This is a genomic window from Streptococcus sp. CL6.22, from assembly GCF_049738055.1.
In the GTDB taxonomy this organism is placed as follows: domain Bacteria; phylum Bacillota; class Bacilli; order Lactobacillales; family Streptococcaceae; genus Streptococcus; species Streptococcus mitis_DJ.
Genome location: NZ_JBKOTV010000004.1, coordinates 75643 through 92609, shown reverse-complemented (window position 1 = coordinate 92609; position 16967 = coordinate 75643). Strand labels below are relative to the sequence as shown.

16 protein-coding genes are annotated in these 16967 nt (G+C 40.5%); 12 read left to right on the top strand and 4 right to left on the bottom strand.

The window, feature by feature from the left end:
• The gene (locus tag ACLNCW_RS02990; RefSeq protein WP_424845348.1) at positions 1-717 is read left to right on the top strand and encodes an alpha/beta hydrolase; all 717 of its coding nucleotides are present in this window, start codon (positions 1-3) and stop codon (positions 715-717) included.
• 127 nt (positions 718-844) lie between these two features.
• On the opposite strand, the gene ACLNCW_RS02985 is transcribed toward ACLNCW_RS02990, so the two are convergent.
• The 3 genes from ACLNCW_RS02985 to ACLNCW_RS02975 are packed head-to-tail and all read right to left on the bottom strand — an operon-like array spanning position 845 to position 2694.
• Complete coding sequence (locus ACLNCW_RS02985) at positions 845-1660, bottom strand: TIGR03943 family putative permease subunit (protein WP_424845347.1); 816 nt, start codon at positions 1658-1660, stop codon at positions 845-847.
• Positions 1657-2562: a permease gene (locus ACLNCW_RS02980; protein ID WP_424845346.1), complete on the bottom strand. Its 906-nt coding sequence runs from the start codon at positions 2560-2562 to the stop codon at positions 1657-1659. Before ACLNCW_RS02980 ends, ACLNCW_RS02985 begins: the two co-directional genes overlap by 4 nt.
• Complete coding sequence (locus ACLNCW_RS02975) at positions 2563-2694, bottom strand: SPJ_0845 family protein (RefSeq protein WP_004234728.1); 132 nt, start codon at positions 2692-2694, stop codon at positions 2563-2565. It abuts the gene before it with no gap.
• 155 nt (positions 2695-2849) lie between these two features.
• Here ACLNCW_RS02975 and ACLNCW_RS02970 point away from each other — a divergent pair, with 155 nt between their 5' ends.
• The 6 genes from ACLNCW_RS02970 (at position 2850) to ACLNCW_RS02945 (ending at position 9729) form a co-directional block, all read left to right on the top strand.
• On the top strand, positions 2850-3230 hold the full coding sequence (locus tag ACLNCW_RS02970) for a PBECR2 nuclease fold domain-containing protein (RefSeq protein WP_173876747.1): 381 nt from the start codon (positions 2850-2852) through the stop codon (positions 3228-3230).
• A 481-nt stretch (positions 3231-3711) separates the two neighbouring features.
• The gene (locus tag ACLNCW_RS02965; protein ID WP_424845345.1) at positions 3712-5841 is read left to right on the top strand and encodes a Tex family protein; all 2130 of its coding nucleotides are present in this window, start codon (positions 3712-3714) and stop codon (positions 5839-5841) included.
• The gene (locus ACLNCW_RS02960; protein WP_084926556.1) at positions 5828-6277 is read left to right on the top strand and encodes a SprT family protein; all 450 of its coding nucleotides are present in this window, start codon (positions 5828-5830) and stop codon (positions 6275-6277) included. The genes ACLNCW_RS02965 and ACLNCW_RS02960 overlap by 14 nt, the downstream gene beginning before the upstream one ends.
• A gap of 58 nt (positions 6278-6335) precedes the next feature.
• Positions 6336-6608 carry a PspC domain-containing protein gene (locus tag ACLNCW_RS02955; RefSeq protein WP_033685104.1) on the top strand — a complete coding sequence of 91 codons (273 nt, stop codon included), beginning with the start codon at positions 6336-6338 and terminating at the stop codon, positions 6606-6608.
• 372 nt (positions 6609-6980) lie between these two features.
• Entirely contained in the window at positions 6981-7739 is a 759-nt protein-coding gene (locus tag ACLNCW_RS02950) for an ABC transporter ATP-binding protein (RefSeq protein WP_000173372.1), read from the top strand.
• A 1-nt stretch (position 7740) separates the two neighbouring features.
• Positions 7741-9729 (top strand): ABC transporter permease, encoded by a 1989-nt coding sequence (locus ACLNCW_RS02945; RefSeq protein ID WP_424845344.1) that lies wholly within the window; start codon positions 7741-7743, stop codon positions 9727-9729.
• Positions 9730-9771: 42 nt separating this feature from the next.
• Here ACLNCW_RS02945 and ACLNCW_RS02940 read toward each other — a convergent pair whose 3' ends face one another.
• Positions 9772-10467 (bottom strand): VIT1/CCC1 transporter family protein, encoded by a 696-nt coding sequence (locus ACLNCW_RS02940; RefSeq protein WP_424845343.1) that lies wholly within the window; start codon positions 10465-10467, stop codon positions 9772-9774.
• Positions 10468-11177: 710 nt separating this feature from the next.
• Here ACLNCW_RS02940 and ACLNCW_RS02935 point away from each other — a divergent pair.
• Genes ACLNCW_RS02935 through aguA form a run of 5 tightly spaced genes read left to right on the top strand, consistent with a single transcriptional unit; the run spans position 11178 to position 16964 of the window.
• Positions 11178-12638 carry an aminotransferase class I/II-fold pyridoxal phosphate-dependent enzyme gene (locus tag ACLNCW_RS02935; protein ID WP_424845342.1) on the top strand — a complete coding sequence of 487 codons (1461 nt, stop codon included), beginning with the start codon at positions 11178-11180 and terminating at the stop codon, positions 12636-12638.
• On the top strand, positions 12639-13499 hold the full coding sequence (speE, locus tag ACLNCW_RS02930; protein WP_247934324.1) for a polyamine aminopropyltransferase: 861 nt from the start codon (positions 12639-12641) through the stop codon (positions 13497-13499).
• Positions 13496-14755 carry a saccharopine dehydrogenase family protein gene (locus ACLNCW_RS02925; RefSeq protein WP_424845341.1) on the top strand — a complete coding sequence of 420 codons (1260 nt, stop codon included), beginning with the start codon at positions 13496-13498 and terminating at the stop codon, positions 14753-14755. Before speE ends, ACLNCW_RS02925 begins: the two co-directional genes overlap by 4 nt.
• Positions 14755-15882, top strand: coding sequence for a carboxynorspermidine decarboxylase (nspC, locus tag ACLNCW_RS02920; RefSeq protein WP_424845340.1), 1128 nt, complete (start codon positions 14755-14757; stop codon positions 15880-15882). The genes ACLNCW_RS02925 and nspC overlap by 1 nt, the downstream gene beginning before the upstream one ends.
• Entirely contained in the window at positions 15879-16964 is a 1086-nt protein-coding gene (gene aguA / locus ACLNCW_RS02915) for an agmatine deiminase (RefSeq protein WP_049510698.1), read from the top strand. Before nspC ends, aguA begins: the two co-directional genes overlap by 4 nt.
• Positions 16965-16967: the final 3 nt, after the last annotated feature.

Below are 16967 nucleotides of genomic sequence, written 5' to 3'. Positions count from 1 at the left end.
ATGAAAAAATATTTTATTGGCGGTTTGGGAAGCAATGTCTATCATAGCAAGGATTTTCTTCAAGAACTCAATTCGCAGATTTATTTTCTAAATCCATATGAAAAGCATCTTCGAGATGAAACAGAATTGAAATTATGGTTTAAAAATGAGATTGTAGAAGGAGACTCTATCTGTCTGATAGGTCATTCTCTTGGAGGAGATTTGGCGCGTTATCTTGCATCGGAATTTTATGAAGTGACAAAACTGATTCTTTTGGATGGTGGCTATCTAGATTTAGATAAGATTTTACCTTTAGATGTGGAATTAGAGGAAACAAAAAACTATGTTGAATCTCAAGTTGTTTCGGACTTAGATGTTCTTATTTCTAAAGAAAAATCTGAAGCAAAGCATTGGTCAGAAAATATGGAGGAAGCTGTAAGACAGTCCTATCACTGGAATGCAGAGTATAATAGATATGAGTTGGCTATAAATTATGAAAATATAGAAGCGATACTCCGTCTACGAAGAAAAATCCAAGCTTTTAAGAGAGAAGTGGGAGATACCTTGTTTATTAGTCCTCGCTATCCTAATGAAGCTACATGGAGAGAGGACGCCCTAAAAGAATTGCCAGACTATTTTGATACTATTTTTCTAGAAAACGTTAGCCATGAGCTTTATACTGAAGCACCCAAAGAAATCGCTAGTCTAATTAATGAGTGGTTTTCTTATACTCATTGAGCTACTTGTATTACTTAAAATGTTTTAAAATTTAAATCTACAAATCATTATTACTCATATAACAAAAAACGAACAGGCTCTTTTTCTGTCATTCAGAAGAGAACTTGTTCGTTTTTATCTTGCTTTTTTAAAACACGCGATACACATAGGGATTCTCTGGTTTATCGACTTTGGTAAAACTATCGATTTCCAAGGTTGGGAGGTTTTGTTTGAGTTCTTTATGATAGTGATTGACCAGTTTTCCTTTGGCTGTTATCCAGGTATTATTCTCATACTGACGGGTATTTCCCTTGGTCAGCAATCCATAGACACCAGAATCTGCGATACAATGGATAATGCCGAAGCGGAATAGAAATTGGCTATTGGCATGACTGGGATCGTTATAGACAAAGCCTGTGAACTGGACTGTCTTACCCTCAAATTCATCTGGATAGTCGTAGATAGCCTCCATGACTTCCATATAGTTTTCATTAGTAATCTGAATGCTATCTTGGGCCAAGTATTTATCTGCTGCCGTTCGCATTTCCTTTTCATAGGCTGATTTTGAAAAATAAGAACTGGTATCTGGTTTCAAATATTGGCTTGTCGTACCTTCACTTGTCTGAATAGCTTGATCCGTTCCTTCCGATAAGGGGAAATGATAGCCTTTGGCAGAAACGGTCTGAGAATCTAAGCTAACAGTTGGAAAAGTTAAACCGACGACAATAGGAATAGCCAGAAGAGCAATACTCGTCACCTTCGCCAATCGGCTGTTCAGATGACTATGGGTTTTGACTTGCTTCATCCAGATATACAGTTGAACAATAGCCAAAATAAAGGAAAGTACCATGGAAATATAGGCCAGATAGGAATAGTGCATGTTGATGTACTGGTTTAATTTGCCCGACAAATGGAGATAAATGGTCAGTTCAAAATAGCCAGCTAAAACTAAAAATCGAATCATAGGATGACTCCAATCAAGAGAGAATACACTAAGACGACAAGAGTCACAATCGTTATGAAGTGACTGATAAATCGTGCTTTCAAGTAATTTTTCATCATGAGAATATTTTTGATATCCAGCATTGGACCAATGACGAGAAAGGCCAGAACTGGTGCCAAGCCGAAACTTGAGAGAAGAGAAGCACCGATAAAGGCATCCGCCTCACTGCAGAGAGAGAGAAGAAAGGCCAAAAGCATCAAGAGTAGGATGGCAAAAAGAGGAGTCGCACTGATAGAGGTCAGAATCCGGGTCGGAACATAGACCTGTATAACAGAGGCGAAGAGACAGCCAAATACCAAATAACGTCCCGTATCAAAAAACTCATCAATGGCTTGCACAAAGACCTGAAAAACTTTTTTTGCAGGACTCAAATGAGAAAAATTGTGCTCATGACAGGCCAAACGATTTTCTTTCTGAATCGGTTCTTTCCAGAAAAATCCTAGAAAAATCCCAAGTATCACAGCCACAACAATGGAACCCAGAGCTCGTAACAGGGCGACGTGGAATGAGTTGCCAAAGGCAGAATAGGTCGCAAATAGAACAATGGGATTGATAACAGGGGCTGTCACAAGAAAGGGAACGGCTGTGTAACTGGGAACCTTTTTTTCCAGAAAACGATTGATAATGGGGACGATTCCACATTCACAAGAAGGGAAAAGCATCCCGATAAAGGTTCCAAAAAAGATTCTCCCCCAACGATTTCGAGGGAGAAAATGATAAACCTTATCAGGTGTGATATAAACCTCAATCAGCCCTGAAACAATACTTCCTATCAGAACGAAGGGTAGGGCTTCAATGATTATAGAGAGAAAAATAGCCCCAGTCTGAAGCACAGTAGATGGGAGTTGTTGGAAAGCAGTCATCTAGTTTTTCTTTTCTGCTTTGGCTTTTTTCTCTTTGTCATCAGGGAAAGTGACTTGTTTCAAATCAGGGAGTTTAGCAAACTCTTCAAACATCTTGTCCAAGTCATCAGTTTTTGTAAATTTTACAGCCATAGGTGCACCTCGATTCTAAATTCTACCTCTATTATACTATTATTTTGAGGAAAAGGGAAAAGTTAAAATTGAGTATCTAACGAATAATAGAGTGTGATATAGCCTAATATACACTATGATTGTGATATAATAATTGTGGAATAACGGAGGAAATGATGGAACATAAAAAGATCGGTCAGGTTACTGACGAAGTAAAAGAAATTTTTAATATTGTTCTTGAAGCTAGTGATATCAAAGTTAACAAAGAAGGTTTAAGAAGTCATATGTTGAAACGGCATCATAATGATGTGATTCATCATATCGAAGATCTAGAACTTATACTAAGTAATCCAGATTTCGTTGGGGTCAATCCACGAGAGAAAGATGCTAGTTTTGAATATGTTAAAAGATTTGATGATAATGTTCTTGTTGCCATCAAGTTACATAAAAGTGGTGATTTCTTTTATGTTCCGACCATGTATCGTTTACAAGATTACAAGTTACAAAGTCGTATTAAGTCTGGTAGATTGAGAAAACTTGACAAAAAAAGTAGATAGTGTTAAAATAACATTAACGAAAGACATTTGAGGGCAGAAAGGTTCCTGCCGCACCTTGAAAAAGGTATCTGAGATGCTGGGTACACCGACCAGCCAAGTGTCCGTTATTTCAAAGGAGGGAGCTTAAATGCTCCTTTTTTGTTTAAAAATTTCAAAAAAGATTATCCCCTCCGCAGGCTCAGGCTTGCGATTTTTTTATTTCTCAAAAACACGCATTTTGGACGATTAGAAACAGAAATTACAATCCTATTGTTCAAAAAAGGGTTTTCTTGAAGAATAGAGAGGGAGAATAGTGGCGCATTATTGTCAAAAATAAAAACAGTGAAAATTTAATCACTAATCCTTTTGTAATCTAGTAGAATTTTAAATTAAAACCTTCTCAATAAATAGAATATTGAAATGAAGTAAATTTATTCACCAACTTATGTTTTAAAATTGTAAGAGCTAATTTGAAACGTATAGCTTGTGGTATAATAGATTCATGGATAAAAAATATGAAAAAATCTCCCAAGATTTGGGAGTGACTTTAAAGCAAATTGATATCGTTCTAAGTTTGACAGCTGAAGGGGCGACGATTCCCTTTATCGCGCGTTATAGGAAGGACATGACTGGTAGTCTGGATGAGGTGGCGATTAAGGCCATTATTGACTTGGATAAAAGTCTGACCAACCTCAACGACCGCAAGGAAGCTGTCTTGGCTAAGATTCAAGAACAAGGCAAGTTGACCAAGGAGTTGGAAGAAGCAATCTTAGCGGCCGAAAAACTAGCAGACGTTGAAGAACTCTACCTTCCTTACAAGGAAAAACGTCGTACCAAGGCAACTATTGCCCGTGAAGCCGGACTCTTCCCACTTGCTCGCTTGATTTTGCAGAATGTAGCTGGCTTAGAGAAGGAAGCTGAAAAGTTCGTCTGTGAAGGATTTGCGACTGGTAAGGAGGCCTTGGCTGGTGCAGTTGATATCTTGGTCGAAGCCTTATCGGAAGATGTGACCTTGCGTTCCATGACTTATCAGGAAGTTCTGAGACACTCTAAACTCACTTCTCAAGTCAAGGATGAAAGTCTTGATGAAAAGCAGGTTTTTCAGATTTACTATGATTTTTCTGAGACAGTTGGAAATATGCAAGGCTATCGTACTTTAGCCCTCAATCGTGGGGAGAAACTTGGTGTCTTGAAGGTCGGTTTTGAACATGCAACGGACCGTATCCTTGCCTTCTTTGCTGCTCGTTTTAAGGTAAAAAATACCTATATTGATGAAGTTGTTCAACAATCCGTTAAGAAAAAAGTTTTGCCTGCTATCGAACGACGTATTCGGACAGAATTAACAGCAAAGGCAGAAGAAGGAGCTATCCAACTCTTTTCTGACAATCTGCGCAATCTCCTCTTGGTTGCTCCGCTGAAAGGGCGCGTGGTTCTTGGATTTGACCCTGCCTTTCGTACAGGTGCCAAGCTAGCTGTCGTGGATGCAACAGGGAAAATGCTGACAACTCAGGTCATTTATCCTGTCAAACCAGCATCAGCTCGTCAAATCGAAGAATCCAAGAAAGATCTGGCAGATTTGATTGGTCAATACGGTGTAGAGATTATTGCCATCGGAAATGGGACGGCCAGTCGTGAAAGTGAAGCCTTTGTGGCGGAAGTTCTGAAAGATTTTCCTGTGGTTAGTTATGTCATTGTAAATGAAAGTGGTGCTTCGGTCTATTCTGCCAGCGAACTTGCTCGTCAGGAATTTCCAGAATTAACCGTTGAAAAGCGTTCTGCCATCTCTATCGCCCGTCGTTTGCAAGATCCTCTTGCGGAATTGGTCAAAATCGATCCTAAGTCAATCGGTGTTGGTCAGTACCAGCATGATGTCAGCCAGAAGAAACTGTCTGAAAGTTTGGACTTTGTCGTGGATACGGTAGTTAACCAAGTCGGTGTTAATATTAATACGGCCAGCCCAGCTCTTCTTTCTCACGTGGCTGGACTCAATAAAACTATTTCTGAAAATATCGTCAAATACCGTGAAGAAGAAGGAAAAATCACTTCACGCGCCCAAATCAAGAAAGTTCCTCGTCTGGGGGCCAAGGCCTTTGAACAGGCAGCTGGTTTCCTCCGTATACCTGAAAGTAGAAATATCCTTGATAATACAGGGGTTCACCCAGAAAACTATGCTGCGGTTAAGGAGCTCTTCAAACGCTTGGATATCAAGGACTTGAATGAAGAAGCACAAAGCAAACTCAAGTCGCTTTCAGTCAAGGAAATGGCGCAAGAGCTAGACCTTGGTCCAGAAACCCTTAAAGATATCATTGCAGACCTTCTCAAACCAGGTCGAGATTTCCGTGATTCCTTTGATGCACCTGTGCTTCGCCAAGATGTCCTAGATATTAAAGATTTAGTGGTTGGTCAGAAGCTAGAAGGAGTGGTGCGTAACGTCGTTGATTTCGGTGCCTTCGTTGATATCGGTATTCACGAGGACGGCTTGATTCATATTTCCCATATGAGTCGCAAATTTATTAAACACCCAAGTCAAGTGGTATCAGTTGGAGATTTGGTGACCGTTTGGGTTAAGAAAATTGATACTGAACGTGAAAAAGTCAATCTGTCGCTCCTAGCTCCAGATGAATCTAACTGATTACGTCAAGCAAGTTTCACTAGAAGACTTCGGCAGACCTTTTATCCATCATGCCCAGTGGAATAGGCGTCTACGTTCGACAGGTGGGCGATTTTTCCCCAAAGATGGGCATTTGGATTTCAACCCAAAGGTTTATCAGGAATTGGGTCTGGATGTTTTTAGGAAAATTGTCCGACATGAACTCTGTCATTATCACCTCTATTTTCAAGGGAAGGGCTATCAACACAAGGATCGAGATTTTAAGGAACTGTTGAAAGCAGTGGATGGATTACGGTTTGTACCAACCTTGCCAAATAGTAACTCTAAACCACTCAAGCTTTATCGTTGTCAATCCTGCCAGCAAAGGTATCATCGCAAGCGTAGGATTGATACTAAACGCTATCGCTGTGGACTTTGTCGAGGTAAATTGCTACTTATAAATCAGCCTGAGGACTGATGAAAGCCGAGCCTACCCGTGATATACTATGTCTAACCTAGCAGAAAGAGGAAAAATCATGAACAGTAAATTTTATAAAATGAGACGAAATCGCATGATTTCAGGAGTTCTGGCAGGTCTGTCAGACAAGTGGAACTTTGATGTTACCCTTGTTCGTTTCTTGTTTGCCATTTTTACAGTTGCAAACTTTGGACTTGGCGTGATTATCTATATCATCCTAGCTTCTATCATGCCAACCAAGGAAGAAATCGAAGCAGAAATGTACGGAACAGGCCCACGTAAACGCAAAGAAGCCCAAGCTATTGAAGAAAATGATGGATGGTTTTGGTGAGGTAGAAACAGTTATTTTACTGTTAGTCTATGAATTCGACTAATCTATTTTAAAATTTCTGAACCCTTGTATCTGCAAGGGTTTTCTTCTTACTTTCTTTTTATGGTAAAATATTTTTAATAAAATATCTACATTTCCCCCAATCTTACAAAAATGTAAGATTAAAGTCTTTTTTGTAAGGTTAGGTTATGGCAAGCGGTCTTTTTTTGATGTAAACTAGACTCATAAAGAACAAAGGAGTAACATCATGAAACAAATCTTACAGAAGAAAACAAAACAACCAAACCACAAAGATATTGAGCGCGTTCAACTTGGATGTGCTATGATGCAAGCGACATTTCATTTGATGGGATATTAAGAAAGGAGATTCTCATGACACTTTTAGATGTAAAACACGTTCAAAAAATTTATAAAACTCGTTTTCAGGGCAACCAAGTAGAGGCCCTCAAGGATATTCACTTTACCGTAGAAAAGGGTGACTACGTTGCCATCATGGGTGAGTCTGGTTCTGGTAAATCAACTCTTCTCAATATTCTAGCTATGCTTGATAAACCAACTCGTGGTCAGGTTTATTTGAATGGAACTGATACAGCAACCATTAAAAATTCACAGGCTTCTAGCTTCCGTCGTGAAAAGCTAGGATTTGTCTTCCAAGACTTCAACTTGCTAGATACTCTGTCTGTTAAGGACAATATCTTGCTTCCGCTTGTATTGTCAAGAAGACCCATTACGGAGATGATGAAGAAATTGGTGGTGACAGCTGAGAATCTAGGCATCAACCAATTGCAAGAGAAGTACCCTTACGAGATTTCAGGTGGTCAGAAACAGCGTGTAGCAGTAGCCCGCGCCATCATCACAGAACCTGAAATTCTCCTTGCGGACGAACCGACAGGAGCTCTTGACTCCAAGTCATCTGCAGCCTTACTTGATGTGTTTGATGAAATCAATGAGCGCGGCCAAACCATCCTCATGGTAACCCACTCAACGGCAGCAGCTAGCAGAGCTAAACGTGTGCTCTTTATCAAAGACGGCATTCTTTACAACCAAATCTATCGTGGAGAGAAGACAGAACGTCAGATGTTCCAAGAAATTTCTGATACCTTGACTGTCATGGCAAGCGAGGTGAATTAGTATGTTTCGATTAACCAATAAGTTAGCGGTATCGAACTTGATTAAAAACCGCAAACTCTACTATCCTTTTGCGCTGGCTGTTCTCTTGGCAGTTACTATCAGCTATCTATTTTATTCATTAACTTTTAATCCTAAAATGGCAGAGATGCGGGGTGGATCTTCTATTCAATTTACCCTACAACTAGGTCTCATCGTAGTGACACTTGCATCTGCCATTATCGTCCTCTATGCAAATAGTTTTGTCATGAAAAACCGTTCCAAGGAACTAGGGATTTATGGCATGTTGGGCTTGGAGAAACGCCATCTGATCAGTATGACCTTTAAAGAGTTAGTGCTATTTGGAATTCTAACCGTTGGTGCAGGTATCGGTATTGGAGCCTTGTTTGATAAGTTGATTTTCGCTTTCCTACTCAAACTGATGAAATTAAAGGTAGAACTAGTCGCTACCTTCCAGATGAAAGTTGTCATTACAGTACTTGTTGTCTTTGGTTTGATTTTCCTAGGCCTCATGTTCCTGAATGCTCTTCGAATCGCCCGTATGAATGCCCTCCAGCTTTCTCGTGAAAAAGCTAGTGGTGAGAAAAAAGGTCGTTTCCTACCTCTCCAAACTATTCTTGGTTCCATAAGTTTAGGGATTGGCTATTATCTTGCCCTTACGGTAAAAGATCCTCTTACAGCCTTAGCAACCTTCTTCCTAGCTGTTTTGCTGGTTATCTTTGGGACCTATCTCTTGTTTAATGCAGGAATTACCGTTTTCCTTCAAATCCTAAAGAAAAACAAGAAATACTATTACCAGCCTAATAACCTCATCTCTGTTTCCAACTTGATTTTCCGTATGAAGAAAAATGCGGTTGGACTAGCAACCATCGCTATCTTGTCAACAATGGTTTTGGTAACCATGTCAGCAGCGACAAGCATTTTCAATTCCGCAGAATCCTTTAAAAAAGTTCTAAATCCTCATGATTTTGGGGTTTCAGGACAAAATGTTGAAAAAGAAGATTTGGACAAACTCTTGAGCCAGTTTGCAAGTGACAAAGGTTATAAGATTAAAGAGAAAGAAGTGCTTCGTTACACTTACTTTGCTGTTGCGAATCAAGAAGGAACCAAGTTAACTATTTTTGAAAAAGGACAAAACCGTGTCCAACCAAAAACAGTTTTCATGGTATTTGACCAAAAAGATTATGAAAATATGACTGGTCAAAAACTGTCTCTATCAGGAAATGAGGTCGGTCTCTTTGCCAAAAATGACGGACTGAAAGGACAGAAAGCTCTAACTCTGAATGATCATCAATTTTCTGTCAAAGAAGAATTTAATAAAGATTTCATTGTGAACCATGTCCCAAATCAGTTTAATATTTTGACTGCTGATTACAATTACCTTGTTGTTCCTGATTTACAAGCCTTTTTGGACCAATTCCCAGATTCGGCTATCTATAATCAGTTTTACGGAGGCATGAATGTAAATGCCAGCGAAGAAGAACAACTCAAGGTCGCTGACGAGTATGATAAATACCTCGATCAGTTTAATGCTCAATTAAACACGGAAGGTAGCTATGTGTATGGTAGCAATCTAGCAGATGCTAGTTCTCAGATGAGTGCCCTCTTTGGTGGTGTCTTCTTTATCGGTATTTTCCTATCCATTATCTTTATGGTCGGAACTGTTCTGGTCATTTACTACAAACAAATTTCTGAAGGATATGAAGACCGTGAGCGCTTTATTATCTTGCAGAAAGTTGGTTTAGATCAAAAGCAAATCAAGCAAACCATCAACAAACAGGTTTTAACTGTTTTCTTCCTTCCTTTGCTCTTTGCCTTCATACATCTAGCTTTTGCCTACCATATGCTTAGCCTGATTTTAAAAGTAATTGGTGTAATAGATACGAATATGATGTTGATTGTGACCTTGTCTATCTGCGCTATCTTCCTCATCGCCTATGTGCTGATTTTCATGATTACTTCTAGAAGTTATCGTAAAATTGTGCAAATGTAAAAAAAGATACCTCGACTTCAAAATCGAGGTATTTCTTGTCTTCTAAATGCTGAAAAGTTGGCCGAGTAAGTAGGTAACTCCCATGGTCAAGAGGCCAATAGCGAGGTTCCGAATCATAGCCGTTTTGGTTGGGGCTTTTCCAAGTTTGGCACTAGTGTAACCAGTGAGAAGAAGGGCCACACCGACGATAAGGACAGTAACAGGGATGCGGTATTCACTTGGGAAAATGGTAATTGAAAGCATTGGTGGTAAGCTACCAAGGAAAAAAGAAATAAAGCTAGAGATAGCAGCATGCCAAGGATTGGTAAACTCTTCATACTCAATCCCATATTTTTCCTCTACCAAAGCCTTGAGCGGATTATTTAAAAAGGCTTTGTTGGTGAGAAGTTGGGCTGATGTTTCACACTCACCATTTTGAATATAGGCAGCATAGAGGGACTTTTTGGCTAGTTCCATATCTTGGTCTAGCAAGACTTGCTCACGCGCAACGGCTGCTTCCTCGGTATCTTTTTGAGTTGAAACGGATACATATTCTCCACCAGCCATTGAAAAGGCACCAGCTAAAATAGCCGCAAAACCTGATAAAAAGATAATCCAGATATTACTCGTAGCACTAGCAACCCCGATAACCACACCAGCAATGGAAATAATTCCATCATTGGCACCAAGAACACCCGCACGCAGGATATTTAAACGACCTGCAAAATTTGAATCGATTTCGTGATTTGTTTCTGACATACTATTCTCCTTTTTATCCAGTATAAAGGAAAAATATAGGGAAATCAATCTTTTAAAAGTATCTGAAAAAAGTTGCACGATTTTAATGATATAAAAATGTCGACATCTTCTCTAATAGATCAAACACCGAGGGTAAAGTGTATAGAATATCATAAAGAATTTTAAATTAAATATGAAAATCATTTTGTTCACTTTATAATCGTTTACAAGAGAAAAGTTAGTATTAAATCAAATAAAATCCAAATATTTTACGAACTATTTTTATATTTTCTTCGTAAACCGCTTTACAAGTTCTTAAAAACATGATATAGTAATAAAGCTTAGAAAATGAGATGATGTTTTCTAGCAAATATAAACCCGAGTAAAAAACGCCTACGGACAGGCAGGGTTGAATGCCGAAGCGTGGTTGAAAAACCACATTATTGATAGGGTTAAAAGCCTACTTTTATAAGTTGATGTTAGGACACTTATCCTAATTCATAAATTTTTAGTGTGGTGAAAGCACACGTCATCTTGTGAAACGATCAATAAAGTACGTAATATTTGCTACTAGAGAGTTAGGAAACATCGGGAACAGACATACTCAACAGAAACAAACATAAAAACGTCAGAAGATTGCAGAGCAGGTGAAAACCTGCTCTTTTTTCATGAGTCAACCTTTAGTCGCCTTCGTCTTCTTGAGGCGCTACAAATATGGAAAGGAGTATGTCTTGAAAGAGTTAGATCAAAACCAAGCTCCAATTTATGAGGCCTTGGTGAAGTTACGCAAGAAACGGATTGTTCCCTTTGATGTTCCAGGTCACAAGCGTGGACGAGGAAATCCAGAACTTGTCGAACTCTTAGGAGAAAAATGTGTAGGTATTGATGTCAATTCGATGAAACCCTTGGATAATTTAGGCCACCCCATTTCGATTATTCGGGATGCAGAGGAGCTGGCAGCTGATGCTTTTGGAGCTAGCCATGCCTTTCTCATGATTGGAGGAACAACTTCATCGGTGCAGACTATGATTCTCGCAACCTGCAAGGCAGGAGATAAGATTATTCTGCCACGAAATGTCCACAAATCTGCTATCAATGCGCTGGTTCTATGTGGTGCCATTCCCATCTATATCGAGATGAGTGTAGATCCTAAAATTGGTATCGCTTTAGGTCTTGAAAATGATCGAGTAGCCAAGGCCATAAAGGACCATCCAGATGCCAAGGCCATTTTGATTAACAATCCTACTTACTACGGAATCTGTTCAGACCTAAGGGGATTGACAAAAATGGCTCATGAAGCTGGCATGGTGGTTTTAGTAGATGAAGCCCACGGAGCGCATTTGCATTTTACTGAAAAACTTCCAATTTCTGCTATGGATGCAGGTGCTGATATGGCAGCAGTTTCCATGCATAAGTCTGGTGGGAGTTTGACACAAAGCTCGCTTCTTTTAATCGGGGAGCAGATAAATCCTGAATACGTACGTCAGATTATCAATCTTACCCAGTCAACATCCGCCTCTTATTTGTTGATGGCTAGTCTGGATATTTCGCGTCGTAACTTAGCTCTTCGTGGTAAAGAGTCGTTTGAGAAGGTCATTGAGCTATCCGAGTATGCTCGTCGTGAAATCAATGCCATAGGTGGCTACTATGCCTACTCAAAAGAGTTAATAGATGGTGTGTCGGTATGTGATTTTGATGTAACCAAGCTGTCCGTTTACACTCAGGGTATTGGCTTAACAGGTATCGAGGTTTATGACCTCCTACGAGACGAATACGACATTCAGATTGAGTTTGGTGATATTGGCAATATCTTGGCCTATATTTCGATTGGTGATCGTATCCAAGACATCGAGCGTTTGGTCGGTGCTTTGGCTGATATCAAGAGACTTTACTCGAGAGATGGAAAAGACTTGATAGCTGGAGAATATATTCAGCCCGAGTTAGTGCTGTCTCCACAAGAAGCCTTCTATTCAGAAAGAAAAAGTTTAACCTTGGATGATTCTGTTGGACAAGTCTGTGGAGAATTTGTTATGTGTTACCCTCCAGGAATCCCTATCTTGGCTCCTGGTGAACGCATTATACGTGAAATTGTAGACTATATCCAATTTGCCAAGGAACGTGGTTGCTCCCTCCAAGGGACGGAAGATCCTGAGGTCAATCACATCAACGTCATTAAGAGAAAGGAGAACTAGATGGATTTATGGTTTTCTGAAGTTCATACTCCAGATGTGAAATTGTCCCTGAGAACAGCCAAGCAACTCTACGCTGGTAAAAGTGAATGGCAGGATATCGAAGTCTTGGATACACCAGCTTTTGGGAAAATACTGATTTTAAATGGGCATGTCTTGTTTTCAGATGCGGATGATTTTGTCTACAATGAAATGACCGTCCACGTTCCCATGGCTGTCCACCCAAATCCCAAGAAAGTATTGGTTATTGGGGGTGGTGATGGCGGTGTCGCCCAAGTATTAACACTCTATCCTGAGCTGGAACAAATCGATATTGTGGAACCAGATGAGATGTTGGTTGAAGTCTGTCGTGAGTATTTCCCAGACTTTGCTGCAGGGCTAGATGATCCTCGTGTTACCATTTACTACCAAAATGGGCTACGCTTTTTGCGAAACTGCGAAGATGATTACGATATTATCATCAACGATGCGACAGATCCGTTTGGCCATACGGAAGGGCTCTTTACCAAGGAATTCTACGGCAATAGTTATAGGGCTCTGAAAGAAGACGGTATCATGATTTACCAGCATGGGAGTCCCTTCTTTGATGAGGATGAGTCAGCTTGCCGAAGTATGCATCGCAAGGTCAATCAAGCCTTTCCAATCAGCCGGGTCTATCAGGCCCATATTCCAACCAGTCCAGCTGGCTATTGGTTATTTGGGTTTGCATCGAAAAAATACCACCCTGTCAAAGATTTTGATAAGGAAGGCTGGAAAAAACGCCAGCTTTTCACAGAATACTACACTGCAAACTTACACGTGGGAGCCTTTATGTTGCCCAAGTATGTTGAGGACATTTTAGAAGAAGAGGAAGGAAGAAAATGAGTCGTTTATTAGTTATTGGATGTGGGGGCGTTGCCCAAGTTGCTATTTCAAAGATTTGTCAAGATAGCGAAACCTTTACAGAGATTATGATTGCTAGCCGTACCAAGTCAAAATGTGATGACTTGAAAGCGAAGCTAGAAGGTAAAACAAGTACAAAGATTGAAACAGCCGCACTTGATGCTGACAAGGTTGAAGAAGTGATTGCCCTGATTGAAAGCTACAAACCAGAAGCTGTTTTGAACGTAGCTTTACCATATCAAGATTTAACCATTATGGACGCTTGTTTGGCAACAGGTGTTCACTATATCGATACAGCCAACTACGAAGCAGAAGACACAGAAGACCCTGAATGGCGTGCTATTTATGAGAAACGTTGCAAGGAACTTGGTTTTACAGCCTACTTTGACTACTCATGGCAATGGGCTTATCAGGAGAAATTCAAGGAAGCAGGCTTGACCGCTCTTCTTGGTTCAGGTTTTGACCCAGGTGTGACTAGTGTCTTTTCAGCCTATGCCCTCAAACACTATTTTGATGAAATCCACTATATCGACATTTTAGACTGTAATGGTGGTGACCACGGTTATCCATTTGCGACAAACTTTAACCCAGAAATCAATCTACGCGAGGTTTCTGCGCCAGGTTCTTACTGGGAAGATGGAAAATGGGTCGAAGTGGAAGCAATGTCTATCAAGAGCGAGTACGATTTCCCTCAAGTTGGACAAAAAGACATGTATCTCCTTCACCATGAAGAAATCGAATCATTGGCTAAGAACATTCCAGGTGTCAAACGTATTCGTTTCTTTATGACCTTTGGTCAATCTTACTTGACGCACATGAAATGTCTTGAAAATGTTGGACTCCTTCGTACGGATACCATTAACTTTAATGGCCAAGAAATTGTTCCAATCCAATTTTTGAAAGCCTTGCTTCCAGATCCTGCTAGCCTTGGCCCACGTACTGTAGGTAAAACCAATATTGGATGTATCTTTACAGGTATCAAAGATGGCGTTGAAAAGACCATCTACATCTACAATGTTTGCGACCATCAGGAATGTTACGCAGAAGTTGGTTCACAAGCAATTTCTTACACGACTGGCGTTCCAGCCATGATTGGGACAAAATTGGTTATGAACGGTACTTGGAAACAAGCTGGAGTTTACAACCTTGAAGAATTGGATCCAGATCCATTTATGGAAGCTTTGAATGAGTATGGTTTGCCATGGGTTGTGGTTGAAAATCCACAAATGGTGGACTAATGAAGCTAGAACAAGTACCAACACCAGCTTACATCATTGACTTAGCAAAGTTAGAAGCCAACTGTCGCATTTTACAATATGTTCAAGAAGAAGCTGGCTGTAAGGTTTTGCTTGCCCAGAAGGCATATTCCCTTTACAAAACTTATCCCTTGATTAGCCAGTATCTATCTGGTACGACAGCTAGTGGACTCTATGAAGCTAAGCTAGCTAGGGAAGAATTTCCAGGAGAAGTCCATGTATTTGCGCCTGCTTTCAAGGATGCAGACTTGGAGGAATTGCTGGAGATAACGGATCATATCGTCTTTAACTCAGAGAGACAATTGCGTAAGTATGGGGCTCGTTGTCGGGAGGCTGGTATCAGTATAGGTCTCCGTATCAATCCCCAATGTTCAACTCAGGGTGATCACGCGCTTTATGACCCTTGTGCTCCAGGCTCTCGCTTTGGCGTAACTTCAGACAAGATACCAAGTGATTTGTTGGATTTGGTTGACGGACTTCATTTTCATACCCTTTGCGAGCAGGGAGCAGATGATTTACAGACAACTTTGAAAGCAGTAGAAGCGCAATTTGGTTCGTACTTACATGAGGTCAAATGGCTCAATATGGGGGGCGGACACCATATCACAAGAGAAGGTTACGATGTGGATTTGCTGATTTCAGAAATCAAGCGTATCCGAGAAACTTACAATCTTGAAATTTATATCGAGCCGGGTGAAGCCATTGCGCTCAATGCTGGTTATCTAGCAACTGAAGTATTGGATATTGTCGAAAACGGTATGGAAATCTTGGTTTTAGATGCCTCTGCGACCTGCCATATGCCTGATGTACTTGAGATGCCCTATCGTCCACCTTTGAGAAATGGCTTTGAGGCACAGGAAAAAGCCCATACTTACAGACTTTCTTCTAATACCTGTCTGACGGGCGATGTAATTGGTGATTATAGCTTTGAAAATCCAGTCCAAATCGGAGACAGACTTTATTTCGAAGACATGGCCATTTATTCTTTTGTCAAAAATAATACCTTCAACGGTATTGGTCTCCCAAGCCTTTATATTATGGATGAAAATGGAGATTGTGACTTGGTAAAGGCTTTTGGTTATCAAGACTTTAAAGGGAGATTATCATGATGGACAGTCCAAAAAAATTAGGCTATCGCATGCCAGCAGAGTACGAAGCACACCATGGTACCCTCATGATATGGCCGACTCGACCAGGTTCATGGCCTTTTCAAGGAAAGGCTGCCAAAAGAGCTTTCGGCCAGATTATTAAGACCATAGCAGAAGGGGAAGCCGTTTATCTCTTGGTGGAGCGGGACTATCTATCAGAAGCCCAATCTTATCTTGGAGATAGCGTTATTTATTTAGACATTCCCACCAATGATGCCTGGGCCCGTGATACAGGTCCGACTATTCTTGTCAATGATAAAAGAGAAAAGTTGGCAGTCGATTGGGCTTTTAATGCCTGGGGTGGCACCTATGATGGTCTTTATCAAGATTATGAAGATGATGACCAAGTAGCTAGTCGTTTTGCTGAGGCCTTGGAAATGCCTGTCTATGATGCCAAACCTTTTGTACTGGAAGGCGGCGCTATCCATAGCGATGGTCAGGGAACCATTCTCGTGACTGAAAGTTGCTTGCTTAGTCCTGGGCGTAATCCTCACCTGACTAAAGAGAAAATCGAGAATACCTTATTAGAGAGCCTTGGAGCTGAAAAAGTTATTTGGCTTCCTTATGGTATTTATCAAGATGAAACCAATGAACACATTGACAATGTTGCTGCCTTTGTTGGTCCTGCAGAGCTTGTTTTGGCTTGGACGGACGACGAAAGTGATCCTCAATATGCCATGTCAAAAGCAGATTTCGAACTCTTAGAGCAAGAGACAGATGCAAAAGATCGTCACTTCACCATTCATAAGCTTCCTATCCCAGCTATTCGTCAGGTTGTAACCAAAGAGGATTTGCCAGGCTACATCTATGAAGAAGGAGAAGAAGAGCGATACGCAGGTGAACGACTAGCAGCTTCCTACGTAAACTTTTATATCGCCAACAAGGCTGTCCTAGTTCCTCAGTTTCAAGATCAAAACGACCAAGTGGCCTTAGATATCCTCAGTAAGTGTTTTCCAGACCGTAAAGTTGTCGGAATACCAGCCAGAGATATTCTCTTAGGTGGTGGCAATATCCACTGTATCACCCAACAAATCCCAGAATAGGAG